At 65.2% G+C, this 26,519-nt stretch carries 24 protein-coding genes; 12 read left to right on the top strand and 12 right to left on the bottom strand.

All coding sequences use genetic code 11. From position 1 onward, the window contains the following. Nucleotides 1-55: 55 nt before the first annotated feature. Nucleotides 56-1,669 carry a hypothetical protein gene (locus KUF59_RS36230; protein WP_212462772.1) on the bottom strand — a complete coding sequence of 538 codons (1,614 nt, stop codon included), beginning with the start codon at nt 1,667-1,669 and terminating at the stop codon, nt 56-58. A 37-nt stretch (nt 1,670-1,706) separates the two neighbouring features. Further along, the gene (locus tag KUF59_RS36235; RefSeq protein WP_212462773.1) at nt 1,707-2,999 is read right to left on the bottom strand and encodes an adenylosuccinate synthase; all 1,293 of its coding nucleotides are present in this window, start codon (nt 2,997-2,999) and stop codon (nt 1,707-1,709) included. A gap of 421 nt (nt 3,000-3,420) precedes the next feature. Between KUF59_RS36235 and KUF59_RS36240 the strand changes: the two genes are divergently transcribed. Next, the gene (locus KUF59_RS36240; protein WP_212462774.1) at nt 3,421-4,356 is read left to right on the top strand and encodes a DMT family transporter; all 936 of its coding nucleotides are present in this window, start codon (nt 3,421-3,423) and stop codon (nt 4,354-4,356) included. 47 nt (nt 4,357-4,403) lie between these two features. Here the strand turns inward: KUF59_RS36240 and KUF59_RS36245 are convergent, their stop codons facing one another. Beyond that, the gene (locus tag KUF59_RS36245) at nt 4,404-4,805 is read right to left on the bottom strand and encodes a DUF1330 domain-containing protein (protein WP_212462775.1); all 402 of its coding nucleotides are present in this window, start codon (nt 4,803-4,805) and stop codon (nt 4,404-4,406) included. 92 nt (nt 4,806-4,897) lie between these two features. Between KUF59_RS36245 and KUF59_RS36250 the strand changes: the two genes are divergently transcribed. Beyond that, nucleotides 4,898-5,848 carry a DMT family transporter gene (locus KUF59_RS36250; RefSeq protein WP_212462776.1) on the top strand — a complete coding sequence of 317 codons (951 nt, stop codon included), beginning with the start codon at nt 4,898-4,900 and terminating at the stop codon, nt 5,846-5,848. A gap of 96 nt (nt 5,849-5,944) precedes the next feature. Further along, the gene (locus tag KUF59_RS36255; protein WP_212462777.1) at nt 5,945-6,931 is read left to right on the top strand and encodes a Bug family tripartite tricarboxylate transporter substrate binding protein; all 987 of its coding nucleotides are present in this window, start codon (nt 5,945-5,947) and stop codon (nt 6,929-6,931) included. Between the two features lie 182 nt (nt 6,932-7,113). Here the strand turns inward: KUF59_RS36255 and KUF59_RS36260 are convergent, their stop codons facing one another. Continuing rightward, nucleotides 7,114-8,799, bottom strand: a complete 1,686-nt coding sequence (locus tag KUF59_RS36260; protein ID WP_212462229.1) for a methyl-accepting chemotaxis protein — start codon at nt 8,797-8,799, stop codon at nt 7,114-7,116. 245 nt (nt 8,800-9,044) lie between these two features. Here KUF59_RS36260 and KUF59_RS36265 point away from each other — a divergent pair, with 245 nt between their 5' ends. The 5 genes from KUF59_RS36265 (at nt 9,045) to KUF59_RS36285 (ending at nt 14,978) form a co-directional block, all read left to right on the top strand. Next, nucleotides 9,045-10,088: a C-terminal binding protein gene (locus KUF59_RS36265; protein ID WP_212462230.1), complete on the top strand. Its 1,044-nt coding sequence runs from the start codon at nt 9,045-9,047 to the stop codon at nt 10,086-10,088. 111 nt (nt 10,089-10,199) lie between these two features. Next, nucleotides 10,200-11,549 carry an ABC transporter substrate-binding protein gene (locus KUF59_RS36270; protein ID WP_212462231.1) on the top strand — a complete coding sequence of 450 codons (1,350 nt, stop codon included), beginning with the start codon at nt 10,200-10,202 and terminating at the stop codon, nt 11,547-11,549. A gap of 135 nt (nt 11,550-11,684) precedes the next feature. After that, a complete protein-coding gene (locus KUF59_RS36275) occupies nt 11,685-12,641 on the top strand; it encodes a carbohydrate ABC transporter permease (RefSeq protein ID WP_212462232.1) in 957 nt (318 codons plus the stop codon). Nucleotides 12,642-12,693: 52 nt separating this feature from the next. Further along, the gene (locus tag KUF59_RS36280) at nt 12,694-13,536 is read left to right on the top strand and encodes a carbohydrate ABC transporter permease (protein WP_408918131.1); all 843 of its coding nucleotides are present in this window, start codon (nt 12,694-12,696) and stop codon (nt 13,534-13,536) included. A gap of 86 nt (nt 13,537-13,622) precedes the next feature. Further along, nucleotides 13,623-14,978: an esterase-like activity of phytase family protein gene (locus tag KUF59_RS36285; RefSeq protein ID WP_212462234.1), complete on the top strand. Its 1,356-nt coding sequence runs from the start codon at nt 13,623-13,625 to the stop codon at nt 14,976-14,978. A gap of 218 nt (nt 14,979-15,196) precedes the next feature. On the opposite strand, the gene KUF59_RS36290 is transcribed toward KUF59_RS36285, so the two are convergent. From KUF59_RS36290 to KUF59_RS36315, 6 genes are all read right to left on the bottom strand, one after another. Further along, nucleotides 15,197-16,027: a TonB family protein gene (locus KUF59_RS36290; protein WP_212462235.1), complete on the bottom strand. Its 831-nt coding sequence runs from the start codon at nt 16,025-16,027 to the stop codon at nt 15,197-15,199. Then, a complete protein-coding gene (gene exbD / locus KUF59_RS36295; RefSeq protein WP_212462236.1) occupies nt 16,027-16,455 on the bottom strand; it encodes a TonB system transport protein ExbD in 429 nt (142 codons plus the stop codon). Before exbD ends, KUF59_RS36290 begins: the two co-directional genes overlap by 1 nt. A 3-nt stretch (nt 16,456-16,458) precedes the next feature. Then, entirely contained in the window at nt 16,459-17,235 is a 777-nt protein-coding gene (exbB, locus tag KUF59_RS36300; RefSeq protein ID WP_258767829.1) for a tonB-system energizer ExbB, read from the bottom strand. A 33-nt stretch (nt 17,236-17,268) separates the two neighbouring features. Further along, the gene (gene hutX, locus KUF59_RS36305; protein WP_212462238.1) at nt 17,269-17,772 is read right to left on the bottom strand and encodes a heme utilization cystosolic carrier protein HutX; all 504 of its coding nucleotides are present in this window, start codon (nt 17,770-17,772) and stop codon (nt 17,269-17,271) included. 12 nt (nt 17,773-17,784) lie between these two features. Then, a complete protein-coding gene (gene hmuQ / locus KUF59_RS36310) occupies nt 17,785-18,120 on the bottom strand; it encodes a heme-degrading protein HmuQ (protein ID WP_212462239.1) in 336 nt (111 codons plus the stop codon). Nucleotides 18,121-18,218: 98 nt separating this feature from the next. Continuing rightward, nucleotides 18,219-20,567: a TonB-dependent hemoglobin/transferrin/lactoferrin family receptor gene (locus KUF59_RS36315; RefSeq protein WP_212462240.1), complete on the bottom strand. Its 2,349-nt coding sequence runs from the start codon at nt 20,565-20,567 to the stop codon at nt 18,219-18,221. Between the two features lie 265 nt (nt 20,568-20,832). Here KUF59_RS36315 and KUF59_RS36320 point away from each other — a divergent pair, with 265 nt between their 5' ends. Genes KUF59_RS36320 through KUF59_RS36335 form a run of 4 tightly spaced genes read left to right on the top strand, consistent with a single transcriptional unit; the run spans nt 20,833 to nt 23,910 of the window. Beyond that, complete coding sequence (locus KUF59_RS36320) at nt 20,833-21,039, top strand: hemin uptake protein HemP (protein WP_249140935.1); 207 nt, start codon at nt 20,833-20,835, stop codon at nt 21,037-21,039. A 5-nt stretch (nt 21,040-21,044) separates the two neighbouring features. Next, nucleotides 21,045-21,998 carry a heme/hemin ABC transporter substrate-binding protein gene (locus tag KUF59_RS36325; RefSeq protein ID WP_212462242.1) on the top strand — a complete coding sequence of 318 codons (954 nt, stop codon included), beginning with the start codon at nt 21,045-21,047 and terminating at the stop codon, nt 21,996-21,998. Then, the gene (locus KUF59_RS36330) at nt 21,995-23,092 is read left to right on the top strand and encodes a FecCD family ABC transporter permease (RefSeq protein WP_258767830.1); all 1,098 of its coding nucleotides are present in this window, start codon (nt 21,995-21,997) and stop codon (nt 23,090-23,092) included. Before KUF59_RS36325 ends, KUF59_RS36330 begins: the two co-directional genes overlap by 4 nt. Next, on the top strand, nt 23,089-23,910 hold the full coding sequence (locus KUF59_RS36335) for a heme ABC transporter ATP-binding protein (protein WP_212462244.1): 822 nt from the start codon (nt 23,089-23,091) through the stop codon (nt 23,908-23,910). The genes KUF59_RS36330 and KUF59_RS36335 overlap by 4 nt, the downstream gene beginning before the upstream one ends. Here KUF59_RS36335 and KUF59_RS36340 read toward each other — a convergent pair. Together KUF59_RS36340 and KUF59_RS36345 are read right to left on the bottom strand one after the other, a co-directional pair. Further along, nucleotides 23,891-25,570, bottom strand: coding sequence for a mucoidy inhibitor MuiA family protein (locus KUF59_RS36340; protein ID WP_258767831.1), 1,680 nt, complete (start codon nt 25,568-25,570; stop codon nt 23,891-23,893). The two genes, KUF59_RS36335 and KUF59_RS36340, sit on opposite strands and share 20 nt — an antisense overlap. 179 nt (nt 25,571-25,749) lie before the next feature. Then, a complete protein-coding gene (locus KUF59_RS36345) occupies nt 25,750-26,358 on the bottom strand; it encodes a response regulator transcription factor (protein ID WP_212462345.1) in 609 nt (202 codons plus the stop codon). Nucleotides 26,359-26,519 lie beyond the last annotated feature (161 nt).

Below are 26,519 nucleotides of genomic sequence, written 5' to 3' on the forward strand. Positions count from 1 at the left end.
AGATCACGGGGTTCGGCTACAACAGCGTCGATCCATGACGCTTTCGGCTAAGCCCTTACTCCCCCCAGGCCGCGAACGCGTCGTTGAAGGCGCGCTCGCCGGGGGCGCCCTTTTCGATCGCGATGATGGCGCGGCGCTGGTTGGTATAGACCAGCGGGATGTCGAACCAGGAACGCTCCTTCAGGAGCTGGATGTTGCGGGCGCGGTCGGCTTCGACATTGGAGAGGCCGACCAGGAAGAAGCCGTCGGTGACCTTGACGGCGAGGCCCGCGAGCGGGGTGCCGCGCGCCTGCTCGTTCGACTTCATCAAAATGCCCGGCACGTTGGAGACGCCGCCGCCCGGGAAATCCGGAGGCAGGATGAAGGTCAATTCGGCCGTGTGACTCGCCGGCAGCGACGAGTCGGTGTTGCGGCGGAACGACATCGTCATCTTGAACTTGCGGTCGGGAATCTCGATGTCGGCGCGCACGGCGATGTCGGCCTTCTGGTTGCCGGACGCCTTGATCGGCTCGGTCCGCCACACCACGGAGCCGACGAACTGCTTGCCCTTCGGATCGGACGGATCCTCGTCATAGAGCACGACGCGCTGCGCCACCGGGGCCGCCGGCTGCTCGCTCGACGACGGCTGGCCGACACGATCGGGAATCTTCGGCTTGCTCTGCGGCTGCGACGGGTCCTTCGGCGCCTCCACCACCTGCGTGGCCGACGGCTTGAACAGGCCGCTCACGGTCTGCACGATCGACTTGCCGGCGACGAGGGCCACTCCGATCAGGACCAGCACGATGCCGAGCGCAATCGCGCTCTTGAATGGAAATCCCGAGCGGGGCTTCTTGACGTCACGGACCGGGATGCGCGGGCGCGGCGACGGCGGCTGCGGCGTGTAGCGCTCGGCCTCCTCCGCCGACTCGTCATAGGAATAGGGCACGTCCGGCGGCTCGCCGGCGCGGTTCTCCAGGCTGGGCTCGAGCCGGTCGAATTCCGGCGAGGGCGACGGCACGTTGGCGTAGGTCCGGCGCGCGGCGCGATTGGCCTGTTGCGCGGCACGGCCGAGGTCGTCGGCATCGGCGGTGATGTCGCGGAAACCGCGCACGCCCGGCGCCTGCGGAGGCAGCGGCGGCGGCGGCGCACCTTCGGGCGGACGGCGTGAGGCGGCGGAGCGATCACGCCCTCCGGGCGCAGGCGGCTCCGGCATTGGTGGCGGCGGAGCCTGCGGGCCTTGCGAACGCGGCGGCTCAGCGCGCGGCGGGCGCGCCTGACGCTGGGCATCGCGATCGCTGGAATCATCGGGCCGCTCGCCGCGCGGCGGTGCGGCCGGGCGCGAAGCACGCGGCGGTGGAGCGGACGGCGAGGCCGGCTGTTGCGCGCCCTCGGCAGCGCGGGCGCTGGCCCGGCGGAAGGCGTCGCCGCTGCCGCTACCGGTGCGCGCACCACCCGGGCGCGAGGCGTCGCGGGCGCGCTGGGCGGCTTCCGATTCGACCTTGCGCACGGCCTCTTCGAGCGACAGCCGCTCGCGGGTGATCTCGGATTCGGAGAGCGGCGGCTGTACGCTGCGCAGTTGCGCGATCAGCGCCGTGCGCGCCCGTTCATAGAGCGCGCGACGGCTTTCGCCGGGAGCGTTGGGGTCCAGGGCGGCAATAGCGCGGGCGATCAGCGGATAGTAATCAGCCATTTCAACTCAACTATGCGCACGTCCCGGTAAGAGATCGTTAAGCCTCAAACGGATTTTGCACCAGAATAGTATCTTCGCGTTCGGGGCTGGTGGAAAGAAGTGCGACCGGGCAGCCCACCAGTTCCTCGATCCGGCGGACGTACTTGATGGCCTGGGCCGGCAGGTCTGCCCAGGACCGTGCATTGGCCGTCGGCTCCTTCCAGCCTTCGATGGTCTCGTAGATCGGCTCGACCCGGGCCTGTGCGCCCTCGCCGGCCGGGAAGTGGTCGATCTCCTTGCCGTCCAGCCGGTAACCCGTGCAGACCTCGATGGTGTCGAAGCCGTCGAGGATGTCGAGTTTGGTCAGCGCCAGGCCGTTGATTCCGCAGGTCCGGACCGCCTGGCGGACCAGGACGGCGTCGAACCAGCCGCAACGGCGCGGACGGCCGGTATTGGTGCCGAACTCGCGGCCGCGCTCGCCGATCCGGCGGCCGGTCTCGTTGTCCTGCTCGGTCGGGAACGGCCCTTGGCCGACGCGGGTCGTGTAGGCCTTGCAGAGGCCGAGCACATAGCCGACCGCGCCGGGCCCGAGGCCCGCGCCGGTCGCGGCCTGCGCCGCCACCGTGTTGGACGAGGTGACGTAGGGATAGGTGCCGTGGTCAACGTCGAGCAGCGCGCCTTGCGCGCCCTCGAACAGCATCCGCTTGCCCTCGCGGCGCTTGATGTCGAGCAGCCGCCAGACCGTTTCCGCGTAAGGCAGAAGCTGCGGCGCCAGCGCCGACAGCTCCTTCAGGATGTCCTTGCCGTCGAACTCTTCGAGATTGAGGCCGCGGCGCAATGCGTTGTGGTGGGCCAAGAGCCGGTCGATCTTGTGCGGCAGCGTGTCGAGGTCGGCGAGGTCCATCAGGCGGATGGCGCGGCGGCCGACCTTGTCCTCATAGGCAGGGCCGATACCGCGGCGGGTGGTGCCGATGGCGGTCGCCGAGTTGGAGGACTCGCGCAGCGCATCGAGTTCGCGGTGCAGCGGCAGGATCAGCGTGACGTTCTCGGCGATGCGCAGATTGTCCGGGCTGACGGCGACGCCCTGCGCGCGCAGCTTGGTGACCTCGTCGAGGAAGGCGGCGGGATCGAACACCACGCCGTTGCCGATGACGGACAGCTTCGACTCCCGCAGCACGCCCGAGGGCAGCAGCGCCAGCTTGTAGGTCTTGCCATTGATGACCAGCGTATGGCCGGCATTATGCCCGCCCTGGAAACGGACGACGATGTCGGCCTGCTCCGACAACCAGTCGACGATCTTGCCCTTTCCTTCGTCACCCCACTGGGCGCCGACGACGACAACATTGGCCATTCGCGGGTAATCCCTATGCAAACTGTCTCTAAGTGACATGATCCCAACGGAAAACCGGTGCCGATCTTTCCGGAATCATGCCTATCGCCAAGCCCTAGTCGCGGCCCAAGGCCGCTCGCATGCGAGGCAGCCCAACCGGATAAAGGAAGCGGCCTCTCTAAGCAAGCAAGAACGGGGCTTTTTCGGGGTCTGAAACCCGCTTCAAGCCTTTGATATCCCCGGAAAATCCAGAATCGCTCCGGGCCGGGCCACCGACCTCGACGAAAGGCGCAGACATTGCCGCCGGAGCGCATGGTCGCGATGCATCCTCCGGCATTGTGGCTGCGTGCGATTCCGTGTCTCTGAGGGGGCCGGGTACGAGCCGGCCCGGACGCTGCCGGGCCGGACGACTCGGCGCATGAACCGGGCTTCGTCTCATCCCATGTCCGCCAGCGAGCAAACCACCGGCATTGCCGTGCCGGGGCACCAGCCCTGGATCGCCAACCAGCCTTATCTGCTGCTCAGCATCACCGCGCTGTGCTGGGCCGGCAACGCCATCGTCGGCCGGCTCGCCGCCGGCCATATCCCGCCGGTGACGCTGTCCTTCCTGCGCTGGACCTTCGCGTTCCTGCTGGTGCTGCCCTTCGCCTGGAAGCATCTGGCTAGGGACTGGCCCGCGATCCGCGGCAAGCTCGGATTGATGATCGTGCTGTCGATCACCGGCATCGGCGCCTTCAATACCTTGCAATACTGGGCGCTGGAGCACACCGAGGCGCTCAACACGCTGCTGCTGCAGTCGGCCGCGCCCCTGGTCGTGGCGCTGTGGTCGCTGGCGATCCTCGGCGTCAGGCTGACGGCGACGCAGACATTCGGCGTGCTGCTGTCGCTGTGTGGCGTGCTCACCATCCTGCTGCGCGGCGATTTCACCACGCTGTCGAATATCGCGTTCAACAAGGGCGACCTCATCTTCATGGTCGCCCTGATCATCTTCGCGCTCTATTCGGTGCTGACCCTGAAGCGGCCCGCGATCCACGGCCTCTCCTTCCTCGCCTTCACCTTCGGCTGTGGCGCGGCCTGCCTCATCCCGCTGGAAATCTGGGAACTGTCCGCCCGTCCCGTGATGAAGCTCGACGCGCCTAACCTGCTGACGCTGGTCTACGTCGCGGTGTTTCCCTCCACCCTCGCCTACCTCTGTTTCAACCGCGGCGTTGCGCTGATCGGCGCCAACCGCGCCGCGCCCTTCTTCCATGTCGTGCCGGTGTTCGGCTCGATCATGGCGATGATCTTCCTCGGCGAGCTTCCGCAGGCCTTCCACTTCATAGGCTTCGCGCTGGTGCTCGCAGGCGTGTTCGTGGCCTCGCGCAAGCAGGCTACTTGACGATCCGTCCCAACATTCAGTGTCTAATATATTGACCGGTCAACGCCTCAGGCGGTCTTGAATTTGCTGTAGGCTTCCCTGGTCGCGACGATCACATGCTCGGCACAGCCGTTGCGGCGATGCGGATCGGCGAGCGTTTCGTAAGCGTCCGACGTCATCATGTCGAGGAAGGCGGCGACGGTAGGATAATGGACCAGCGCGACGAAATCCCAGTTGTGGCCGGCCTGCGGCCCGAGCGCGACCGCCCTGGCATCGCCGGTCCACAGCAGCGTGCCGCCGCGCGCCTTGATCATCGCCACCGTCACCGCGCTGTAGCGCAAGTAAGCGTCCCAGCCCGAACCGTCGCCGTCGAGCGAGCGCGGATGAAAGCGCATCAGGTTCAGCATCACCACGGGCGCGTGCTGATCGAGTTGCGCCAAACCTTCGACGTTCAGGAGATCCACACCCATCTCACGCCTCCCCGACAATTTCCTGCATTGTAGCATTGCGGAGACGGGACTTGTCGGGCAAGCGAAGCCCGGCGCAAGCTCGACAGAGAACAATGACAATCGTCGCACCCGCGCCACCGACCACGAAACCGATCGGCTGGCTCAATAACCAGCCTTATCTGCTGCTGAGCCTGTCCTCGCTGTTCTGGGCCGGCAATATCGTGCTCGCGCGCCATGTCGGCGCGCATATCCCGCCGATCACGATGACCACGATCCGCTGGTTCGGCGTGTTCCTGATTCTGCTGCCGTTTGCCTGGCCGCATCTGAAGCGGGACTGGCCGGCCCTGCGCGCGCATCTGCCGCTGATGCTGTTTTTGTCGCTGATCGGCTTTGCCTTCAACAACGCGATCTCCTACTGGGCGATGCAATACACGGAGGCCCTGAACGCGTTGCTGATCCAGTCGTCCGGGCCGCTGTTCGTGGCGCTGTGGTCGCTGGTGCTGTTCGGGGTGCGGCTGACGGGCAGCCAGCTTGCGGGCATCGTGGTCTCGCTGCTCGGCGTGCTCGTCATCATCCTGCGCGGCGACCTCGCGGCACTCGCGAGCATCGCCTTCAACAAGGGCGATGTGATGTTCACCTGGTCGCTTATCGCGTTCGGACTCTATTCCGCGGTCATTGCGCGCCGGCCGCGGGTTCATCAGCTCTCGTTCCTGTCCTTCACCACCTGCTGCGGCGCCATGATGCTGGTGCCGGGCGCGCTGTGGGAATATTCCGCCGGCATCACGCTGAAGCTCGATGCGCTGACGCTGGCGACGATGAGCTACATCCTGATCTTTCCCTCGACGCTCGCCTACCTCTTCTTCAACCGCGGCGTGGCGCTGATCGGGCCGAACCGCGCTGCGCCGTTCTTCCATCTGGTGCCGGTGTTCGGCTCGGCGCTGGCGATCGTGCTGCTCGGCGAGAAGCTGCAGGCGTTTCACCTGATCGGCTACGCGCTGGTGCTCGCCGGCGTGGTCACCGCCTCGCGGCAGGGTTCTGCGGCGAATGGCTCTCCGGCGAAATAATTCCGCGCCGCGGATGTGCGCGCCAAGCTGCCGCCTTCCGATTCCGGCCCGGACGGGCTAGTTTCCCGGCACAACAAGAACAGGGAAACGTCCGGAATGTCCTCATTCGTCATCCGCGGCTTGCGCGCCGCCGCCGTGCTGCTCGCGTGTCTTTCGGCATCTTTGGCCACGTCCACCGCGCAGGCGCAAAACTATCCGAACCGCAACATCACGCTGGTGCTGCCGTTCGCCGCCGGCAGCGGCACCGACACCACGACGCGGATCATCTCGCAGCATCTGTCGCAAGCGCTCGGCGTCGGCATCGTGATCGAGAACAAGGCCGGCGCCAACGGCATGCTGGCCGCGACCTATGTCGCGCGCGCCACCCCGGACGGCTACACGCTGCTGGTCACCACCAACACCACGCATTCGGCCAATCCCTATCTGCTGAAGAGCCTCACCTACGACCCGGTGAAGGATTTTGTGCCGATCGCGCGCACCGGCGACCTGCCCTTCATGCTGGTGATCCACCCGGACGTGCCGGCGAAGACGGTCGGCGAGCTCGTCGCCTATGGCAAGGCCAATCCGGGCAAGCTGAGCTACGCCTCGGGCTCCTCGTCCGCGATCGTATCGGGCGCAACCTTTGCGCATAACGCCGGGATCGACATGCTGCACGTGCCCTACAAGAGCTCGCCGCCGGCGCTCAACGACGTGATGGGCGGCCGCGTCTCCATGATGTTCGTGGACATTTTGACCGGCCTGCCGCACGTCAATGGCGGCGCGCTGCGTTCGCTCGCGGTCACCACCAGGGAGCGCTCGCCGCTGGTGCCGAATCTGCCGTCGATGCAGGAAGCCGGCGTGCCCGATTTCGACATCACCTCGTGGCAAGGCTATTTCGCGCCCGCCGGCACGCCGAAGGAGATCGTCGTCAGGCTCAACGCCGAGATCCGCAAGATCGTCGAGAAGCCGGAGATCAAGGCCCAACTCGCCACGCTCGGCATGGACGCTTTCTCCGGCACGCCGGAGGAGCTTGGCGCCTTCGTGAAGGATCAGCTCGTGCTGTGGGAGAAGCTGATCAAGAACGCGAACATCGAGGCGCAGTGAGCGCTGCCACGAGTGACGACGCCGTAGGGTGGGTTAGCCCCGCGGATTGCGCGAAGCGCAATCCGCTCGGCGTAACCCACCTCTTTTGCTTCCGCGGAGACAGAAGCGGTGGGTTACGCCCAGCCGACTGCGCTTCGCGCAGCCGCAGGGCTAACCCACCCTACGAATTCCGTGTTCACTACTTAAGCCGCGCGCACCTTCGCCAGGAAGCCGTCCACCGCGCTGCGCAGCGCGCCGGACTGGTTGTCCAGCTCGCGGGCATTCGAGAGCACGTCGCTTGCCGCCGAGCCGGTCGCTTCCGCGGCCGAGGTGACGCTGCCGATATGGGTGTTGATCTCGTTCGAGCCGGCCGCGACCGACTGGATGTTGCGGGCGATCTCGCGCGTCGCCTCGCCCTGCTGCTCGATCGACGACGAGATGCCGGCGGTGATCTCGCTCATCTCGGCGATGGTCTGCGTGATGCCGGCGATGGCGGCGACGGCGTCGCTGGTCGAGGTCTGCATCGCCGCCACCTGGGCGGAGATTTCCTCGGTCGCTTTCGCAGTCTGGTTGGCGAGCGCCTTGACCTCGGAGGCGACCACCGCAAAACCGCGGCCGGATTCACCGGCGCGCGCCGCCTCGATGGTGGCGTTGAGCGCCAGCAGGTTGGTCTGCGCCGCGATCGAGTGGATCAGCTTGACCACCTCCCCGATCTTCTCGGCGCCAGACGACAGCACCTGCACGGTGGCATTGGTGCGCTCGGCGTCGTTGACGGCCTTGCTCGCGACCACCGTCGAGCGCGTCACCTGGCGTGAGATCTCGTTGACCGAGCTCGACAGCTCTTCGGCGGCCGCCGCGACGGTGCCGACATTGCCGGACGCCCGTTGCGAGGCCGCACCGACGGTCGCTGCACGCGCGCTGGCGTCGCTGGCGGTCGCGGTCATCGACTGCGCCGTGGTCTGCATGCCTGCGGCGGCCGAAGAGACCGAGCGGACGATGCCGTTGACGCTGCGTTCGAAGTCGTTGGCGATGCTGTCCATCGCGCTGCGGCGTTCCGCCGCAACACGTTCCTTGGCGTCCGCCTCGGTCTTCTCGAGATCGCGGATGCGGACCGCATTGTCCTTGAAGATCTGCACCGTTGACGCCATCGCGCCGACCTCGTCACCGCGGCCGACGCCGGGAATGTCGCCTTCGAGCTTGCCGTCGGCGAGCTCCTTCATGCGGGTGCCGAGCATGGCAAGCGGGCGGCTGATGCTGCGGCCGATCAGCCAGGCGACGCTGCCGGCGACGATGACGATGCCGAGGATGGACAGGCCGAGCAGCCAGGCCACCGGCGCCATCTTGTCCTCGATGTCGTCGAGATAGGCTCCCGTGCCGAGATACATGTCGAAGCCGGGGACGGCCACCGCGTAACCAAGCTTGCGGATCGGCTTCTCCTGGCCGGGCTTCACATATTCATAGTACAGCAGGATGTCGCCGTGGGCCTTGACGCCGTCCATCAGCTCCTTGGACAACTTGCGGCCGTTGGTCTCGACCTCCATGCGATTGGTGCCGATCTGCTTCGGATCGGGCGCGAGCTGCGTGATGCCGTCATAAGTGGTGCCGAACAGGTAGCCCGCGCCCTTGTCATAGGTCATCGCGTTGCCGTAGCGGCGAAGGTCGGCCAAGGCGGCCTCCTTCGTCATCTCGCCGGCGTTGACCCGCTTCATCAGGGTGGCCGCGTAGTTGCGCGCCAGTTCGACGATCGCCTTGGCCTGGTCGACGCGCGCATTCACCATCTCGCGCTTCATCAGATAGCCGGCGAGAACCCCGGAGATGCACAAGCCGAACAGCGTGACGCCGACAAGAATGCCAAGCTTGGGGGCGATCTTCATATTGCTCAACTTCACGGGGATGGCTCCGGGAATGGGGGACAGGCGCGTGGCAAGTCGATAGAATTTGAATCAACCTTTAGTGTGAGACCCCTTAGCGCTTTGTTACGGGAACTCCGTAGAAGCCCTGACCTCCGCGAAAGTCCGGTATTCCGGCAACCGACGATTGTACGAATACGAGCCGCTTTCGCGTAAAAGACGAACAGGCCCGGCGCCAAGGCCGGGTCAAAGCAACAACCGACCAGCAGAATCGGGAGCAGGAAATGCCGAAATACAGGGTGCTGACGCCGAAGGGCGCGAGCTTTACGGTCGCCGGCAGCGATTACTCATATGAGCGGGAGGCGCTCGATCCGATCGAGGCCGAGATCATCGAGGCGCCGGCCAACGAGGCCGAGTTCATCGCGGCCGCCCGGACCGCCGACGCGATCTACGCCAAGGGCATGCCGATCTCAAAGACGGTCATCGACGCGCTGGAGACCTGCAAGGTCATCACGCTCGGCTCCGTCGGCGTCGACAGCGTCGACGTGAAGGCGGCGACCGCACGCGGCATTCCCGTAACCAACATCCCCGACACCTTCATCGAGGAGGTCGCCGACCACGCCATGATGCTGCTGCTCGCCGGCTTCCGCCGCCTGGTCGAGCAGGACCGGATGGTGCGCACGGGGCGCTGGGCCGAGGGTCGGCCGGCGCTCCTGAAAATCCCGCGGCTGATGGGCCAGACGCTCGGCTTCATCTCGTTCGGCCGCGTGGCGCGTGCAGTTGCGAAGCGCGCCGCGCCCTTTGGCCTCAGGATGATGGCCTACGATCCCTTCATCCAGGAAACGCTGATGTACGACCACGGCGTGCTCCCGGCGACGCTGAACGAGGTGCTGTCGCAATCGGATTTTGTCTCGATGCACGCCCCGGCGCGGCCCGAGGTGCATCACATGCTCACCGAGAAGCATTTCCGCCAGATGAAAAAAGGCTCGGTCTTCATCAACACCGGCCGCGGCGCCACCGTGGACGAGGAAAGCCTGATCAAGGCGCTGCAGGAGGGTTGGATCGCACATGCCGCGCTGGACGTGCTGGAGAAAGAGCCGCCGTCGCACAACAATCCCCTGCTCGGCATGGAGAACGTGACGCTGACCGCCCATGTCGCCTCTGCCTCGGCACGGTTCGACGAGGCGCGCAAGCGCCGCGTGGGCTACGAATTGTCACTGGTGCTCCAGGGGATGTGGCCGGTAAGCTGCGTCAATCCGTCGGTGCTGCAAAACACCGCGCTCCGCCGCTGGCAGCCCGTCAGCATGGACCGCGGCCCGAACAGCTGAGCGGGCAAAAAGCGGCTTCGAAGCAAACGGAGAGACGAGACTCGTCCGAACCAGAGAGACCCTTCACCGGCGATCAACGCCGGGAAGGCGAAAAAACCTAGGGAGAGACTGATGAGGAACGACTTCACACGTCGCGATGCCTTGGCGCTGGGCCTGTCCGCAGCTGCGCTCGCCGCAACCGGAGCGCCTGCAAACGCGCAATCCGCAATCAAGGCCGCCGACGTACCGGCGCCCAAATGGGCGATCGAGAAGGGCGCATCGCTGAAGATGCTGCGTCCGGTCCGCTTCGTCCAGGCCGACGAAGACGTGTTCCGCGCCAACGCGGCCAAGTTCAGCAAGGAGACCGGCGTCGAGGTCAAGGTCGACTTCGTCGGCTGGGAGGACATCAACCAGCAGACCGCGGTGACCTCGAACTCCGGCGCAGGCCCCGACATCATCATGGGCTTCTCCGACGCCCCGCACATCTATGTCGACAAGCTGATCGATCTCAGCGACCTCGCCGACTATCTCGGCAAGCGCTACGGCGGCTGGCAGAACCTCGCAAAAGCCTACGGCAAGAAGGCCAAGAGCGACACCTGGATCGGGCTCCCGTTCGGCGCCACCGCCGGCCCCCTGATCTATCGCAAGTCGATCCTGAAATCCGTCGGCTTCGACAAGGCGCCGGAAGATGCGCCCGGGTTCCTCGACCTCTGCAAGAAGCTGCAAAAGGCCGGCAAGCCCGCCGGCTTTGCGCTGGGCAATGCCGTCGGCGACGGCAACGGCTTTGCGGACTGGATGATGTGGTCGCACAACGCCTCGCTGCTGGATGAGGAAGGCAACGTCACCATCAACAGCAAGGAGACCATCGCGGCGCTGAACTTTGTGAAGGAGCTCTATCCGACCTTCATCGCCGGCACGCCATCCTGGAACGACGTGAGCAACAACCGCGCCTATTCCTCGCAGGAAATCGGGCTGACTGCGAACGGCGTCTCGCTGTATTTCTCGCTGAAGAACGATCCGGCGACCGCCGCGATCGCCGAAGACAGTGAACATCAGCTCCTGCCGAAATTCTTTGCGCCGATCTCGCCGATGTCGGGCCTGACGCTGAACGCCATGGTGTTCAAGCACAGTCAGTATCCGAACGCCGCGAAGGCGTTCCTGCAGTTCATGATGGAGAAGGATCAGTACGAGCCGTGGCTGAACGCCAACAGCGGCTACTGGTCGCAGCCGCTCGCGGCCTATGCCGACTCGGCGGTGTGGAAGGGCGACCCCAAGGTCGCGATCTTCAAGAACACCATGAACAGCACCTACTACGCCGGCTACAAGGGTCCGATCTCGACCGCAACCGGTGCGGTTCGCGCCGACTATGTGACGGTGCAGATGTTCGCGTCCGTTGCGACCGGCGCTGCCACGCCGGAGGCTGCGGCCGCGGAGGCCGAGCAACGCTGCAAGCGGTACTTCCGGCGGCAGGCAGCGAAGTAACGCCTGAACGAAACGAACGTCATTGCGAGGAGCGAAGCGACGAAGCAATCCAGACTGTCTCCGCGGAAACATCCCTGGATTGCTTCGCTTCGCTCGCAATGACGACGCGGCCTACTCTTAAAGGACACACGCACGATGTCCGTGACCACGCTCACCTCCCCCGCCCTGGCGGTCCGGCAACCGGGCTGGATCGTGCGGCTGTTCGACTACAAGCCGTTCCTGATCGTGATGTGCCTTGCGCCCGCGATCGGCCTTTTGGCGGTGTTCCTCACCTATCCGCTCGGGCTCGGCGTCTGGCTCGCCTTCACCGACACCACGATCGGCCAGCGCGGCGTCTTCATCGGCTTTGAGAACTTCCAGTACCTGGTCAAGGATCCCTTGTGGTGGAACGCGGTGTTCTACAGCGTGGTCTACACGGGTATCGCGACCTTCGGGAAGTTTGCGCTCGGCTTCTGGCTGGCGCTGCTGCTCAACAACCATTTTCCGTTCAAGAGCCTGCTCCGCGCCATCGTGCTGCTGCCCTGGATCGTGCCGACGGTGCTGTCGGCGCTGGCGTTCTGGTGGATCTACGATCCGCAGTTCTCGATCATCTCCTATCTGCTGGTCGACGTGCTGCACTGGCGCTCTACCAATGTCGACTTCCTCGGTACGCCCTGGCCGGCACGGTTCTCGCTGATCGCCGCCAACATCTGGCGCGGCATCCCCTTTGTCGCAATCTCGCTGCTCGCGGGGCTACAGACCATCTCGCCCTCGCTCTACGAGGCCGCGATGCTCGACGGGGCCAGCGCCTGGCAGCGCTTCCGCTACATCACCTTTCCGATGATGATGCCGATCCTCGCCATCGTCATGACCTTCTCGATCATCTTCACCTTCACCGACTTCCAGCTCGTCTACGCCATCACGCGCGGCGGCCCGGTGAACTCCACGCACCTGCTGGCCACGTTGGCGTTCCAGCGCGGCATCGCCGGCGGCGAACTCGGCGAAGGCGCCGCGATCGCGGTCTCGATGATCCCGTTCCTCGTGTTCGCGACGTTGTTCAGCTACTTCGGCCTCGCGCGCCGCAAATGGCAGCAGGGAGAAGCCAATGACTGACGTAACCGCCTCACCTGATAACAGCAATGTCGCCAGTGCCACGCCGGATACGATGGCGTGGGACTCCCGCGCACGGCGGGTCATGATGATCTACCTGCCGCTGTCCTGCTTCGTGCTGATCCTGCTGTTCCCGTTCTACTGGATGGCGATCACGTCGTTCAAGCCGAACGCCGAGCTGTTGAACTACAAGGAGCACAATCCGTTCTGGATCACCTCGCCGACGCTGGCGCACATCAAGCACCTCTTGTTCAACACGGCCTACCCGACCTGGCTGAAGACCACGATGTTCGTGGCTGTCGGATCGACCACACTGTCGCTGTTTGCGAGCACGCTCGCGGCCTACGCGATCGAGCGCTTGCGCTTCCGCGGCAGCCCCTATGTCGGCCTCGGCATCTACCTAGCCTATCTCGTGCCGCCCTCGATCCTGTTCATTCCGCTGGCGACGGTGATCGTGCAGTTCGGCCTGTTCGACTCACCGATGGCGTTGATCCTGGTCTATCCGACCTTCCTGGTGCCGTTCTGCACCTGGCTCCTGATCGGCTATTTCAAATCGATCCCCTACGAGCTCGAGGAATGCGCGCTGGTGGACGGCGCGACGCGGCTGCAGATCCTGCGACGGATCACGCTGCCGCTCGCGGTGCCCGGCCTAATCTCGGCCGGCATCTTCTCCTTCACGCTGTCCTGGAACGAGTTCATCTACGCGCTCGCCTTCATCCAGAGCGGCGCCAACAAGACCGTGCCGGTCGCGATCCTGACCGAGCTCGTCACCGGCGACGTCTATCAATGGGGTGCGCTGATGGCCGGCTCGCTGCTCGGCTCGCTGCCGGTCGCCCTGTTCTACTCGCTGTTCGTGGATTATTACGTGTCGTCGCTGACCGGCGCGGTAAAGGAGTAGACTCGCAACTGCGGCGTTTGGCCCGGTTTCACAAAACTGCAACAGGCCCGCAGCATAAGGCGTGCGTCCGATAACAGGAGACGCACATGCGCGCGACCTTGCTGACTTCCGTCGCCACCCTCATTCTCACCGCGAGCGCAGCACTCGCGCAAAACGAGGGCGAATTCCCCGCCAACCTCGCCGGCCACGCGGTCATGCCGGCGGAGTCCTTCATCGAGGCGCCGGCGGATGCGCCCGCCGACCTCAAGACCTCGGGCAAATACACCACGGGCAAGCGCGTCGACGCGATCGGCACCGTGATGGGCAAGTCCTTTGAGCGGCCGACCGGCGTGTCGCTGCCCTTCAAGGGCCAGCCGCTGCAGGGCCATTCCGGCATCAAGTCGATGGGCGACGGCACCTTCTGGGTGCTGACCGACAACGGCATGGGCTCGCGCTATAACTCGCCGGATTCGATGCTCTATCTCAACCGCTACAAGATGGATTGGGTGAGCGGCAAGATCGAGCGGCAGGAGACGGTGTTCCTGCACGATCCCGACAGACGCGTCCCTTTCCGCATCGTCCATGAGGACACGCAGAAGCGCTATCTCACCGGCTCGGATTTCGACACCGAAGGCTTTCAGATCATCGGCGATGTCTTCTGGATCGGCGACGAGTTCGGCCCCTACATCCTGAAAGCCGACAAGGCCGGGAAAATCCTCGCCGTGTTCGAGACCGTCGCCGACGGCAAGCCGGTGCGCTCGCCCGATCATTGGGCGGTGCAGTCGCCAGGCGCCCCGGGCGCGAGCTACACCAACGTCAACCTCCGCCGCTCCAAGGGCTATGAGGGTTTTGCGGCCTCGAAGGACGGTAAATTCCTCTACGGCCTGCTCGAAGGGCCGCTGTGGGACGCCGAGAAGAAGGATTTTGAAAAGGTCGACGGCAAGGAAGCCTCCCGCATCCTCGAATTCGACGTCGCCGCCGAAAAGTTCACCGGCCGCTACTGGCACTACGTGTTCGAGCAGAACGGCAACGCCATCGGCGACTTCAACATGATCGACCCGACCGCCGGCCTCATCATCGAGCGCGACAATGGCGAAGGCACCGCCGACAAGGCCTGTCCGCAAGGGGTGCGCGGCGAAAACTGCTTTCCCAATCTCGCCAAGTTCAAGCGCGTCTACAAGATCGAGCTCTCGGACGCCAATGTCGGCAAGCCCGTGCGCAAGATCGGTTACATCGACCTCTTGAAGATCCGCGATCCCGACAAGAAGGCGAAGAAGCCGCTCAACGACGGCGTCTACACCTTCCCGTTCTTCACCATCGAGAACGTCGATCGCGTGGACGAGACCCACATCATCGTCGGCAACGACAACAACCTGCCGTTCTCCTCCAGCCGCGATCCGAACAAGGCCGACGATGACGAGTTCATGCTGCTCGAGGTGGCGGAGTTTTTGAAGGCGAAGTAGAGGTAAAGCTCTCTCTTCGCCAACCACAAAACCCTGCCGTCGTCCCGGACAAGCGCGCCAACAAGCGCGCGCTGATCCGGGACCCATAATCACAGGGAGACGTTTGGCGAAGACTCGGAGTTATCAGCTTGCCCCATAACCACGCCCTGTGGTTATGGGTCCCGGATCTGCGCTGACGCTTGTCCGGGACGACGGCGGAATTTGCGGCGACCGCCGCGCTACCTCACCGTAAACTCCACCGGAATCGAAAAGCTCATCGATCCGTTGCTGATCTCCGGCGGGAAAGGCGGGAACGGTTGCGCCTGCCCGATCATCGACATCGCCTGGGCATCGAAGGCGGCGATCCCCGATGATCCGCCGAGCCGGCTGGACGTCACCTGCCCGCTCCGGCTCAGCGTAAAGGAGAGCCGCGCGACGCCGCGCTGCCCGCCGCCGGCGGACGGATATTGATGGAAGCGCATCAGGTGCGCGCGGACACGCTGGTTGTAGGACGCGATCACCGAGGCCGTGGCTCCGGAACTCATGGCGGATGCCATCGGCGCCTCGCGCTCGGCACGCGGCGGTGCGCTGGTGCGCGGTGCGGGCGGCGCCTCCGAGGGTTTTTTGGCCTCGCGGCGAACGACTTTTGGCTTCACCGGCGCCGGCTTTTCGATGAGTACGATCTTCGCAGGGTCAGGCTTGGCCGCCGTGGCATCCCGCTTCTGCTCAGGCGGCACGACCACTTCGGGCTTCTCCTGAGGCGGCGTCGGTGCGATCGTCTCCTCGACGAGCTGCTGCTGCACCGGCTCCGGCGGCGAGGCGTCGGCCTCCTGCATCACAGGTCCGGGAGCGATATAGAGCGGCGTCGCTTCAGGCGCCGAGGTCACCGGCGACATGTCGACCATGATCGCGGGCATCGTCACGCCCTCCTCGGGCGCGCGGATGAGCCAGGTCAGCGCGAGCGCGGCGACAACCGAATGCAGCGCGACGATCGTGACCGCCGAGGCGCTCCAGCGGACCACGCCCCGCTCCTCGAGCGGCTCGTACAGCGCAAAGGCGTTCGCCGACATCAGCTGCGTCCGTCAAGGCCGACGAGCGCGACCTTGAGATAGCCCGCGTTGCGCAGCGCGTTCATCACCTCCATCAGGTCGCCATAGCTCACGGCCTTGTCGGCACGCAGATAAATCCGCTCGTCCTTGCGTCCCTTGGTCGCCGCATTGAGCGAGGTGACGAGACCGTCGCGGCCGACTGTATCCTCGCCGACGGCGACGGCCAGATCCGGCTTCACGGTGACGAAGACCGGCTTGTCGGGGCGCGGCTGCGGCTCGGCTGATGTCGCGGGCAAGTCCACGCCGATATCGACGGTCGCAAGCGGTGCTGCCACCATGAAGATGATGAGCAGCACCAGCATCACGTCGATGAAAGGCGTGACGTTGATCTCATGCGTGACGTCGAGATCGTGGGGATCACCACGCCGTACGCCGAGTTTTGCGCCCATGGCCTACTCCGCCGCTCGCGCCAGCCGAAAATCCCTGACGTCGCGCTGGCGGCTGACCAGCAGCAAGAGCTGCGCCGAGGCATCGCCCAGCAACGCGCGATAATTCGCAATGCCGCGGACCAGCTGGTTGTAGATCACGACCGCCGGGATCGCCGCGACGAGACCGAGCGCGGTGGCGAGCAGCGCCTCCGCAATGCCGGGCGCTACCACCGCGAGGCTGGTCGTCTGGCTCTCGGAAATGCCGATGAAGGAATTCATGATGCCCCAGACCGTGCCGAACAGGCCGACGAACGGCGCGGTGGCGCCGATGGTCGCGAGCACGCCGGTGCCGCGCGCGATCTGCCGCGACATCGCGGCCTCCACGCGCTCCAGCCGCAGCGCCACGCGCTCCGGCAGGCCGTCGTCGTGGATGCCACCGGAGAGCTCCGCTTCGATCGCCGTCGACTGGATCAGCCGGGCGACGGCGTCATTGGCGCCGCCGGTCTGTCCTGAAGCGTCGGCGATAGCGATATTGCTCTCGAGCGTCCGCATGCGCCTCCTGGCGAGCGCGCTCTTGCGGTTGAGCTCGATGGTCTTGGCGAGCCAGACCGTCCAGGTCACGAGCGAGGCGATCGCAAGCCCGATCATGACCGCCTTCACGACGATGTCGGCGCTGACGAACATGCCCCAGGGCGAGAGGTTGCGCGGCAGCAGCGCTTCGGCCGTGGCGGCAAAGGCGGAGCACGGCGCGACCATCGCAGCTATCCCGACCGTCAGTCGCGTTTTGAACAGGCTCTGCATGTCGATCTCCCAACAGGCGAGGCGTGGGAACGGTTACGCCGCGACGGTTTTGGCAAGCTGCCTGAACCGTTCGAGCTGATCCGCGCGCAAGGCGCGGGTCTCGTCGCGGCCGACGAAGACCTTGTACATGATCCCGCCATCGACATTGACGAAGGCGACGAAGGCCGACGTCTTGCCCATGAACGGCCGCTCGACGAAGGCAACGCCCGCACAGCGCTCGTGCCTGAGATGGCCGTGCAGGCCTTTTGGCTGCATCAGGTTGAAATAGCCGCGGCCGATTTCGCCGGTGGGGATGCCGCCGGTGAACTCGAAGATCGCGTCCTCGGTGTGCACGATGAGCGTGACCTCGCCCCATTGCGCGATGTCGGCCATGGCGGCGGCGAAGTGACTGCCTGATGCCATGGTGACCATGGTATCAGGCAGCGCCTCGATCACCTGGCGCGGCGTGACCTTGCGTTCGCGCGCGACGTCCTCGATGACAGCGCCGGGGTTGGCGGCCATGTACGACTTGAGATCGGCGAGCTCCGTGCTCAACATATCCGGCTCCTCTCAGGCGGCCGCGCTTGCCTTGCGCTCGGTCTGGATGACTTCAAAGCCCTCGAACTTGGGATGGCCGAGATAGAGGCTCTCGCCGGTCCGGTTGTCGGCGCGGGCATGCGCGCGGCGAAATTCTTCCGAGCGCGTCCAGGCTTCGAACGCGGCCTTGTCGACCCAGACCGTGTGCGAGGAATAGAGCGTGTGATCATCGAGCTCCGGTCCCTTCAAGAGGTGAAACTCGACGAAGCCGGCCATGGCCCCGAGATAGGATTCGCGCGTGGCCCAGGCATTCTCGAAGGCCGATTCCGCGCCCTTCTTCACCTCGAAACGGTTCATGGCGATAAACATGTCATTCTCTCCTTGTCATCGAAACGGAAACACGCCGATGCCGCGCTGGAGCATCAGCGCGGCCCGGCGGAGGTCGGTGGTGCGCAGCATCTCGCCGGTTACGCGCCTCCAAAGTGGATCTTCAGGCCGGCCTTGTAGACCCGTCCCGGTCCCGGGCTCGACCACAGCACGTCATTCTGCGTGGTGCCGTCGGTGGAGCTGCCGGGGATCGCGTAAGGCCGGTAGTACTGGTTCAAGAGATTGTCGATCGAGGCGGTGAAGACGATGTCCCGCGTCGCGTTGTAGGTCAGGTACAGATTGACCAGCTCATAGCCCGTCGCGGGCAGGTAGCCGGCGGGCACGTCGTTGTTGGGCCCGTAGGAGGCCCATTGCGCCGCCAGGACCAGCTTCTGATCGAGCAAGCGGACACCGCCGGTCGTGACGACCTTGCGCGGCGTGATGGTCGCAAGGCCGATACCGGTCTGCGTGTTCTTGCCCTGGATGTAGTGGCCAGCGATCCCGACGAACCAGAGACCGGCGTCGTACATCGTCTCCGCCTCAAAGCCCTGGATCCGCGCGTTGGCGATGTTCTGGTACTGGTAGAACTGGCTGAAGGAGCCAAACGGCGGCACCGCGACCGGCGTTGAGGCGACGAGGTCGATATAGTCGCTGACGTCGTTGCGGAAGAGATTGAACTTGCCGCGGAACGAGTCGGCGGCCGTGAAGATGCCGTCATACTTCAGGTTGAGGCCAATTTCCTTGTTCCTGCCGACCTCGGGACGAAGGTTCGGGTTAGGCAGGAAGCAGAACAGGCCGGTGGTGCCGTTCGGGCAAACGAAGAAGGCCGGCCCGCCGCCGGTCGCATGTGCGCCCGAGATCACGGTCTCGGTGATCGACGGCGCGCGATACCCCTCGGCATAGCTGACATAGGGCGTGAAACCGGCAACCGGCGTGACGCCGAGGGTGATCTTTGGCGAGAAGCGGTCGCCGCCGGAGTGCGTCGTGCCGGAGTCGAGGTCGTAGCGATCGAAGCGGATCGCGCTGACGGCCTCGAACCAGGTGCCGTAGTTCTGCTTCAACTGCACGAAGCCGCCCGACACGGTTCGAATGCCGCTCGGCGTCGTGATGTTGGAATTGCCGCGGCTGTCCGAGGTCTTCACGTTGTCCTGGAATGCGTCGAGGCCCCAGGTGACGGCGTTGCGCCAGTCGCCGACATTGAAGCGGGTGGTGTTGTTGAGGTCGATGCCGAAGGTGTCAAGCACATAGCCGCGCTTGTCGCCGACACAGCCCGAGATGTTGTTGCCGGTGTTGCCGGCGCCGCAAAAGGCAGCTCCGCCGGTCGAGTAATGATACGTCTTGGTCTGGTCGTTATCGACGCGGTTGCCGTAGACCGACATATGCCAGTCGAACAGATTGTCGCTCGGCAGCGCATAGTTCCAGGTGATCGTGCCCAGGTAATTCTTGGCGTCGGACGCATAGACCGAGGAGCCCTGGTACAGCGCGCGCTGCGCGGCGGTCGCCACCGGACCGGTGTTGAACTGGCCGATATTGTACTGGTAGTCCTGGAAGACGCTGCCGAGCTTGACCTCGTGACCGAGCGCCGGCCGCACGGTGAGCTTCATCAACCCGGCCGCGATGTCATTGCCGGTGTTGCCGATCGTGGTGCCGTTACCGTCCTTGTAGTTGCCTTGCGTGCGGTAGACCGCGCCGCCAAAAATGTCGACGTCGGGCGTTGCGCGCACGCCGCCGAACACCGAGCCGAGGCCGCGATCCTTGTTGGTGCCGTAGGAGCCGGAGAGATCGACACCCCAGCGCTCGCCGGGACGCACGACGTCGTTGATGTCCTTGGTGCGGAACGAGACCAGGCCGCCGATCGCGCCGGAGCCATAGATATTTGCCGTCGGACCGCGCACGACATCGATGCCGCCGACGAGCTCGGGATCGAGGAAGAAGGAGCCGTTGGCGTTATGGCCGGTGCGCTGGTAGTTCTGCCGCGCGCCGTCGACCACGACCGCGACGCGGCCAAAGTCCTGCAAGCCGCGAATGTTGATGACCGTCGCGGGATCGTCGCCGCGCTCCTGGAACGACACGCCTGGCACGGCATAGAAAACATCCGACAACCGGTTGGGCTGGAGACCCTGGATCTTCTCGAGCGACACGGAAGAGACAGGCGCGAGCGCATCGATCGCACGCTCCGGAGTTTTTGACGCGGCAACGGTGATGGTGTCGAGCGTCTGGACGCCGACGATGCCGGCCTGCGCACGCGCGTCGAATACGCTGGTCGCAGCCTGCTGCTCGGCCTGGGGCTTCGGCGGTTTGCGCCTGGCTTGCTTCGGCCGCTCGGAGGCCGCACGCGTGCCTTGCGGCTCCGCGTTCTGCGCAAAACCGCTCTCCGACAGAACTGCCGCAAATGAAACCACCGACGCGCCCAAAATCAGGGCGCGCGAAACCCTAGCCCTGTCAGCCATACTAGCCCCAGCCCGATCATCATCTTTTGTTGGTTTGGCTGGCGTGCGCTCGCGATGCGCGAAGCGACTGGCTGGCTATTGGTTGGCAGGCGCGAGCTCCCCGGCTCGTACCGCACCCTCTTTGGTTACGTCCCCACATCAGGACGGTCAAGAAACGCTGTTGCAATTTATATCGATTGTAAATCGCAGCCGTTGGAATGCGCTTCCGCCCGCTTATACAAGCGGGTGCAACATCCAGGAATTTCGAAAGCGCGTCACAAAGACAATGTCAGCAACTTCCGGAGACGAGATCGGCGACGCCGGAAGGGAGGCGGATGGCCCTTGCGCAGCTGCAAAGACCCTGATCATGCAGGGCAATCGCATCGACAGCCGCGACCTGTTCGCCGCCGAGCGCGAGATCATCATCGCGCATGGCGAGGACAAGTATCGCCTGCGCCTGACGTCGCAAAACAAGCTCATCCTCACGAAGTAATCGCAATGACAATTTGTCGCATGCTCATGCGTATCATGCTGGTCGGCGGCCTTGCACTCGGGGCGGCTGCACACGCCGACGGCATCACCGTGCATGATGCGCGCAACCGTGACATCGCGATCAACGACGCGGCGCGCACGGTGTCGATCGGCGGCGCCATCACCGAGATCCTCTATGCGCTGGGGTTAGACGGCCGGCTGGTCGGGATCGACACCACCAGCCTTTATCCGCCGGCTGCGCTGCGCGAAAAGCCCAATGTCGGCTACATGCGCCAGATCTCCGCCGAGGGCGTGCTCGGTCTCAATCCCACGCTGATCCTGGCGGTGCAGGGCTCCGGCCCGCGCGAGACCATGGACGTGCTCGAGACCGCAAAGGTGCCGCTGGTACTGGTGCCCGAGACGTTCTCCGAGCAGGGACTCTTGGAAAAAATCCGGCTGGTCGGCCACGCCATGGGCGTCGATGCCCGCGCCGAATGCCTGAGTACGGCGGTTGCCTCCGATCTCACGCAATTGCGCGAGCTGCGCGCCAGGGTGACGAAGCCGGTGCGCGTGATGTTCGTGATGTCGCTCCTCAACGGCCGCGCCATGGTCGCCGGACGCAAGACCGCGGCCGACGAGATCATCCAGCTCGCCGGTGCGGCCAATGCGGTGTCCGACTATGACGGCTACAAGCCGATGGGCGACGAAGCCATCGTCGCGGCCAAGCCCGACGTCGTGCTGTCGATCGAGCGCGGCGCGGATTCGCTCCAGGCCGACGCGATCTATGCCCATCCGGCGTTCGCGCTGACGCCCGCGGCGGGCGCCAAAGCCTTCATCGCGATGGATGGCCTTTATCTGCTCGGCTTCGGCCCGCGCACCGCGGCCGCCGCGCGCGACCTCTCGCTCAAACTCTATCCGGCGCTGGCGGGGCAGTCGGGCTCGTTCGCATCTGCCGTGCTCTCGGCCAATTGCCGGCAATGAGCCTCGCGGTCGACAGCAAGGCCGGCGATCTGCGCGGCCGACCGCGAACGCGACGGCGCCCTGCACCGTTGACGATTGCCGTCCTGCTTGTCGCGCTCACGATCGCGGCGGTCATCGCGCTCACGGTCGGCGCGGCCGGCATTCCGCTCAGCCGTCTGCCGGCAGCGCTCGGCCTTTGGCAACAGGGCGCCGCCGATCCCATGGCACCGCGCGACCAGCTCGTGCTGTGGTCGATCCGGATTCCGCGGATCGCAGCCGCCGCCATGGTCGGCGGACTTCTTGCGATGTCAGGTGCCATCATGCAGGGCCTGTTTCGCAACCCCCTCGCCGATCCCGCGCTGGTCGGTGTCTCCAGCGGCGGTGCGCTGGCGGCCGCTGCCGCCATCGTCTTCACGGATTCGCGGATGGGCGAGGCGTTGCGTTTTCTCCAGACCGAGCTGTTGCCGCTCGCCGCATTTGCGGGATCGCTGGTCACGACCGCCATCCTCTACGGCATCAGCAGCCGCTCGGGCCGCACCTCGATTGCGATCTTCCTGCTCGCCGGCGTTGCCATCGGCGCGATCACCAATGCCGGCATCGGACTGCTCGCGTTCATCGCCGACGACCGTCAGCTCCGCGACATCACGTTCTGGCTGCTGGGATCGATGAGCGGCGCAACCTGGACCAAGGACGCCATGCTTGCGCCGGTGCTGCTGCTCGGTCTCGCGACGTGCGTCTTCATCGCGCGCGGGCTCGACCTGCTCGTGCTCGGCGAGGCCGACGCCTTTCACGGCGGCGTCGACGTCGAGCGATTGAAACGGATCGCGATCGTGCTGGTCGCTGCGATGACCGGTGTCGCGGTCTCGGTCTGCGGCGTCATCGGCTTCGTCGGCATCGTCGTGCCGCATCTGTTACGGCTCGTGATCGGACCCGCCCATCGCCTGCTGCTGCCGGCCTCCGTGCTGCTCGGCGCCGTCTTGCTCGTCGGTGCCGACACACTGGCGCGCACCATCGTGGCGCCGGCCGAGATGCCGATCGGTATTCTGACCGCCGCGGTCGGTGCACCCTTCTTCCTCGGGATTCTCTTGCGGCAGCGCGGGCTCGCCACGCTATGACCGATGTGATCGAAGCCCGCGCCCTGACCAAGCGCGTCGGTCACGCGACCCTCGTCGACGCGATCGACCTGCGCGTCGCGGCCGGCGAGATCGTCGCTATCGTCGGCCCCAACGGCGCCGGAAAGTCGACCCTGCTCCGGTTGCTCTCCGGCGATCTGCGTCCCACCCAGGGCGAGGTGCATCTCAAGCAGCGCAACATCCGCACCTACAGGCCGCGCGAACTCGCCCTCAATCGCGCGATGCTGTCGCAGCACATCCACGTCACCTTCCCCTTCACGGTGGAAGAGATTGTGCTGATGGGCGCGGGCGATCGCGGCGCGCAGGATGCCGCGCCGCTGGTCGATGCCGCCTTGCACGAAGTCGGCCTCGAAGGCTTTCGCGCCCGACAACTGCCGACGCTCTCCGGCGGTGAGCAGCAGCGCGCCCATTTCGCGCGCGTGCTGGTGCAGTTGGCCTGCGGCGAGGCCGCGCATGGACCGGGGCTGCTGCTGCTGGACGAGCCGACCTCCAGCCTCGATTTGCGTCACCAGATCGACCTTGTCGAAGCCGCGCGACGCCGCGCCGCCAATGGCACGGCTGTTGTCGCGATCGTTCACGACCTCAATCTGGCGATCCGGCTTGCCGACCGCCTCGTGGTGCTGCGCCATGGCAAGCTCGTCGCCGACGGCAGCCGCCACGACGTCGTGACCGACAGCATGATCCGCGACATCTTCGAGATCGACGCCGTCATCGGCAGGGCCGATGACGGCGTACCTTATCTGCTGCCGCAATCGATGCGCGCAGCCAACGCCGCGAGCTTCAGCCCGCCGGCGTCATGACGATGCCCTTGTCCTTGGGCCAGCGGATGCGCCAACCGAACTTGATCTCCTTGACCTCGGCAGGCTTCGCTTCGAATGCCCATTCCAGCACGCCGCGTTTGTCGTGCAAATTGGTCGATGTGGGCGGCGTGGTCGAGGGCAGCATCTCGACTGCAATGTCCTCGTTCTCGCTGACCGGAAGTTGATCCTCGATCGCGATGCGGATCGGGAAATCGTGGCCATTACGAACGACGGTGCGGAACGAGCGGGCATCGGTCTTGGACGACGCGATCACGCCGGCCGTGCCTTCGTTCTGCCTGATGACGGTGCGCTCGATCTTGATCTTGTCGTCGGCGCCGAAGCCAAGCCGGATCGCGTCATTGCGCGCGGCGGTCGAGAATTTGCTGCGGCCGACAAAGGTGCCGTCGCGGAAGATCGCGACCTTGCCCGGCAGCAGGTTGGTATCCTCGGCGAGCTTGAAGGAGGCTTCGAGATAGGCGGTCGGATCCACGACCGGGGCGGCACGGATCGCGAGGTCAGGTGTGACCGTCATGGACGAGATGAGCAGGCTCTTGGCGCCCTCATTGGCGCCGAGGCTGACGCGACCGGAGATCTGATACACGGCCTGGAAATCGCCGATCTCAGCGTTGGCTTGCTGCTCGTCGGCCCGCTCGCGCTGCTCGGGGGCCTCGGCGGCTTTCGCCATCGCCGGGGACTGCGCCTGCCGCGTCATCGGTTGCGCCGGCATCGCCATGTCGGACGCCGTGCCCAGCGCCAGCGGCTTCGGAATCTGCGGATATTTGACGACCAGCGAATTCAGCTCCGGCGCGCTGCCGCCGCGACTGACGCGGACGGTGGAGACACCGAGGCTGACATTCGACCAGTCCTCGCCGGTCGCCTGCGTGATCTCGGCGCGGCGCACCAGTTCGAGCTGCGGCTTGCGGTCCTTGGTCCCGGTATCGAGACGGGCGTCGTAGAGCGGCAGCCAGCGCGCGTTGCGCACATTGTAGGTCACCCGCAACGTCGCCTTCGTGGCGGCAGCCGCCGCGACGTCGATCCGGACCTCCAGCTTGCTCGGCGGCTTGGCCGAACGCTCGGCTTCCAGCTGGCCGATCTGGCGATCGATGTCGCGCTGCTTGCGCGTGGCCTCGCGGATCGCGGTGTCGGCGGTCGCGATCTCCTCCGCGACGGCGGCAAAGGCCGCACGCCATTCGGAGATCGGCCGCGCCTCGCCCTTCTCGCCGATGCCGGCGGGCGATGCTTCGGCAAAGCGTTCGGCAAATTTGCGCCGCGCGTTGGCCGCGTCGATCGAACCTTGCAGATTGCCGCGCTCGTCCTTCAGGGCCTGGATGCGCTTGTCGATTTCAGGGAGATTGATGGGTGGCGCGGCGCGCGGCGGCCGTGCGTCGATCGAGCCGATGGTCAGCTTGGCCCCGCCTTCGCCCTCGACCCGCAACGACGAAGGATCGAGCGTCGGCGGAAAGTCCTTGGCGACCAGCGTGCTATCGCCGGACGGCAGGTCCAGCGCGATGACGCGGGTGATGCTTCCGCCATCGGGATAGACGGTGACGGCGTCGATGGCTGAATTGGCGTCCACATCCGCGGCCCAGGACGGCGCTGCGGCCGCCGCCGTGACCAGGACCAGACTCGTCGTAACCAGACACTTTGCGATCGTTCGCATGAATTCCCTCCTGCCAGCCTCGCCGCGCCACCAGCCGGGCGCGCGAGAAGATGCCTCGCCATCGAGATGAGACGCAGCAAGGAAGGAACTGGTTCGATTGAGGTTTCCGTGGGGCGGCGGCGTCGCCGCCTGTCGCGTCATCCGGCCGCACAGCCGGATGACCACGGTTCAGCCGTGGTTCAGGCTTGCCCGTAGATGCGGCGGAGCAAATCGGTCACGTTCTTGGCATTGGCCTTCTTGAGGACGCTGGCGCGGTAACCCTCAACCGTCCGCGCGCTCAGCCGCATCTGTCGGGCGATCCCCTTGTTGGTGAGGCCGGCGGCAAGATGCTGGAGCACGTCGGCCTCGCGCTCCGTCAACGGCTCGCAGCCGGCAATCCAGCGCTGCCGGCTCGAATCCGGGTGGGCGAACTCGTCGATGGCAGCATGGATGCGATCGGCGACGTCGTGGCTTTGAAACGGCTTCTCGATGAAATCGAACGCGCCGCTCCGGATCGCGTCGACGGCCATGGCGATGCTGCCATTCGCCGACGTCATCAGGATCGGTGCCATGCAGTTCTCCTCGCGGAGCTGCTTCAGGACATCGAGCCCCGAATGGTCGGACGCCTGCACCTCAAGCAGGACGCAGGCGGGCATGCGGAGCTTCGCTTCCGACAGCAGCGAGGCACCATCGGCAAAGCAGATGACCTCATAGGCCTTCTGCTGAAGCGCCGTCGAAAGCTGTTCGCGGGAGGAGGCGTCGGTATCAATGACGAATACCTCACCCTTGGAAATCGTGTTTCCTGGCATCATATCCGGCTCAATAATGTTTTGATCAAAGGATCCGAGGCGGCAATCCCGAACGCCCGGGAGGCCGTCGTAAGCCTGGCTTCGGCGCCAGCGCTTTCGGTTTTGCGTATGTATGTCTCGACCGGCTCCGGGATTTGACGGATTGGGACAGAAATTTTACA

This window comes from Bradyrhizobium arachidis (genome assembly GCF_024758505.1).
GTDB lineage: Bacteria > Pseudomonadota > Alphaproteobacteria > Rhizobiales > Xanthobacteraceae > Bradyrhizobium > Bradyrhizobium manausense_C.

Excerpts from the sequence above, each read along its gene's own strand:
- KUF59_RS36230 (WP_212462772.1), bottom strand. The coding sequence starts at position 1,669 with ATGGCTGATTACTATCCGCTGATCGCCCGCGCTATTGCCGCCCTGGAC.
- KUF59_RS36235 (WP_212462773.1), bottom strand. The coding sequence starts at position 2,999 with ATGGCCAATGTTGTCGTCGTCGGCGCCCAGTGGGGTGACGAAGGAAAG.
- KUF59_RS36240 (WP_212462774.1), top strand. The coding sequence starts at position 3,421 with ATGTCCGCCAGCGAGCAAACCACCGGCATTGCCGTGCCGGGGCACCAG.
- KUF59_RS36245 (WP_212462775.1), bottom strand. The coding sequence starts at position 4,805 with ATGGGTGTGGATCTCCTGAACGTCGAAGGTTTGGCGCAACTCGATCAG.
- KUF59_RS36250 (WP_212462776.1), top strand. The coding sequence starts at position 4,898 with ATGACAATCGTCGCACCCGCGCCACCGACCACGAAACCGATCGGCTGG.
- KUF59_RS36255 (WP_212462777.1), top strand. The coding sequence starts at position 5,945 with ATGTCCTCATTCGTCATCCGCGGCTTGCGCGCCGCCGCCGTGCTGCTC.
- KUF59_RS36265 (WP_212462230.1), top strand. The coding sequence starts at position 9,045 with ATGCCGAAATACAGGGTGCTGACGCCGAAGGGCGCGAGCTTTACGGTC.
- KUF59_RS36270 (WP_212462231.1), top strand. The coding sequence starts at position 10,200 with ATGAGGAACGACTTCACACGTCGCGATGCCTTGGCGCTGGGCCTGTCC.
- KUF59_RS36275 (WP_212462232.1), top strand. The coding sequence starts at position 11,685 with ATGTCCGTGACCACGCTCACCTCCCCCGCCCTGGCGGTCCGGCAACCG.
- KUF59_RS36280 (WP_408918131.1), top strand. The coding sequence starts at position 12,694 with ATGGCGTGGGACTCCCGCGCACGGCGGGTCATGATGATCTACCTGCCG.
- KUF59_RS36285 (WP_212462234.1), top strand. The coding sequence starts at position 13,623 with ATGCGCGCGACCTTGCTGACTTCCGTCGCCACCCTCATTCTCACCGCG.
- KUF59_RS36290 (WP_212462235.1), bottom strand. The coding sequence starts at position 16,027 with ATGTCGGCGAACGCCTTTGCGCTGTACGAGCCGCTCGAGGAGCGGGGC.
- exbD (WP_212462236.1), bottom strand. The coding sequence starts at position 16,455 with ATGGGCGCAAAACTCGGCGTACGGCGTGGTGATCCCCACGATCTCGAC.
- exbB (WP_258767829.1), bottom strand. The coding sequence starts at position 17,235 with ATGCAGAGCCTGTTCAAAACGCGACTGACGGTCGGGATAGCTGCGATG.
- hutX (WP_212462238.1), bottom strand. The coding sequence starts at position 17,772 with ATGTTGAGCACGGAGCTCGCCGATCTCAAGTCGTACATGGCCGCCAAC.
- hmuQ (WP_212462239.1), bottom strand. The coding sequence starts at position 18,120 with ATGTTTATCGCCATGAACCGTTTCGAGGTGAAGAAGGGCGCGGAATCG.
- KUF59_RS36315 (WP_212462240.1), bottom strand. The coding sequence starts at position 20,567 with ATGGCTGACAGGGCTAGGGTTTCGCGCGCCCTGATTTTGGGCGCGTCG.
- KUF59_RS36320 (WP_249140935.1), top strand. The coding sequence starts at position 20,833 with ATGTCAGCAACTTCCGGAGACGAGATCGGCGACGCCGGAAGGGAGGCG.
- KUF59_RS36325 (WP_212462242.1), top strand. The coding sequence starts at position 21,045 with ATGACAATTTGTCGCATGCTCATGCGTATCATGCTGGTCGGCGGCCTT.
- KUF59_RS36330 (WP_258767830.1), top strand. The coding sequence starts at position 21,995 with ATGAGCCTCGCGGTCGACAGCAAGGCCGGCGATCTGCGCGGCCGACCG.
- KUF59_RS36335 (WP_212462244.1), top strand. The coding sequence starts at position 23,089 with ATGACCGATGTGATCGAAGCCCGCGCCCTGACCAAGCGCGTCGGTCAC.
- KUF59_RS36340 (WP_258767831.1), bottom strand. The coding sequence starts at position 25,570 with ATGCGAACGATCGCAAAGTGTCTGGTTACGACGAGTCTGGTCCTGGTC.
- KUF59_RS36345 (WP_212462345.1), bottom strand. The coding sequence starts at position 26,358 with ATGCCAGGAAACACGATTTCCAAGGGTGAGGTATTCGTCATTGATACC.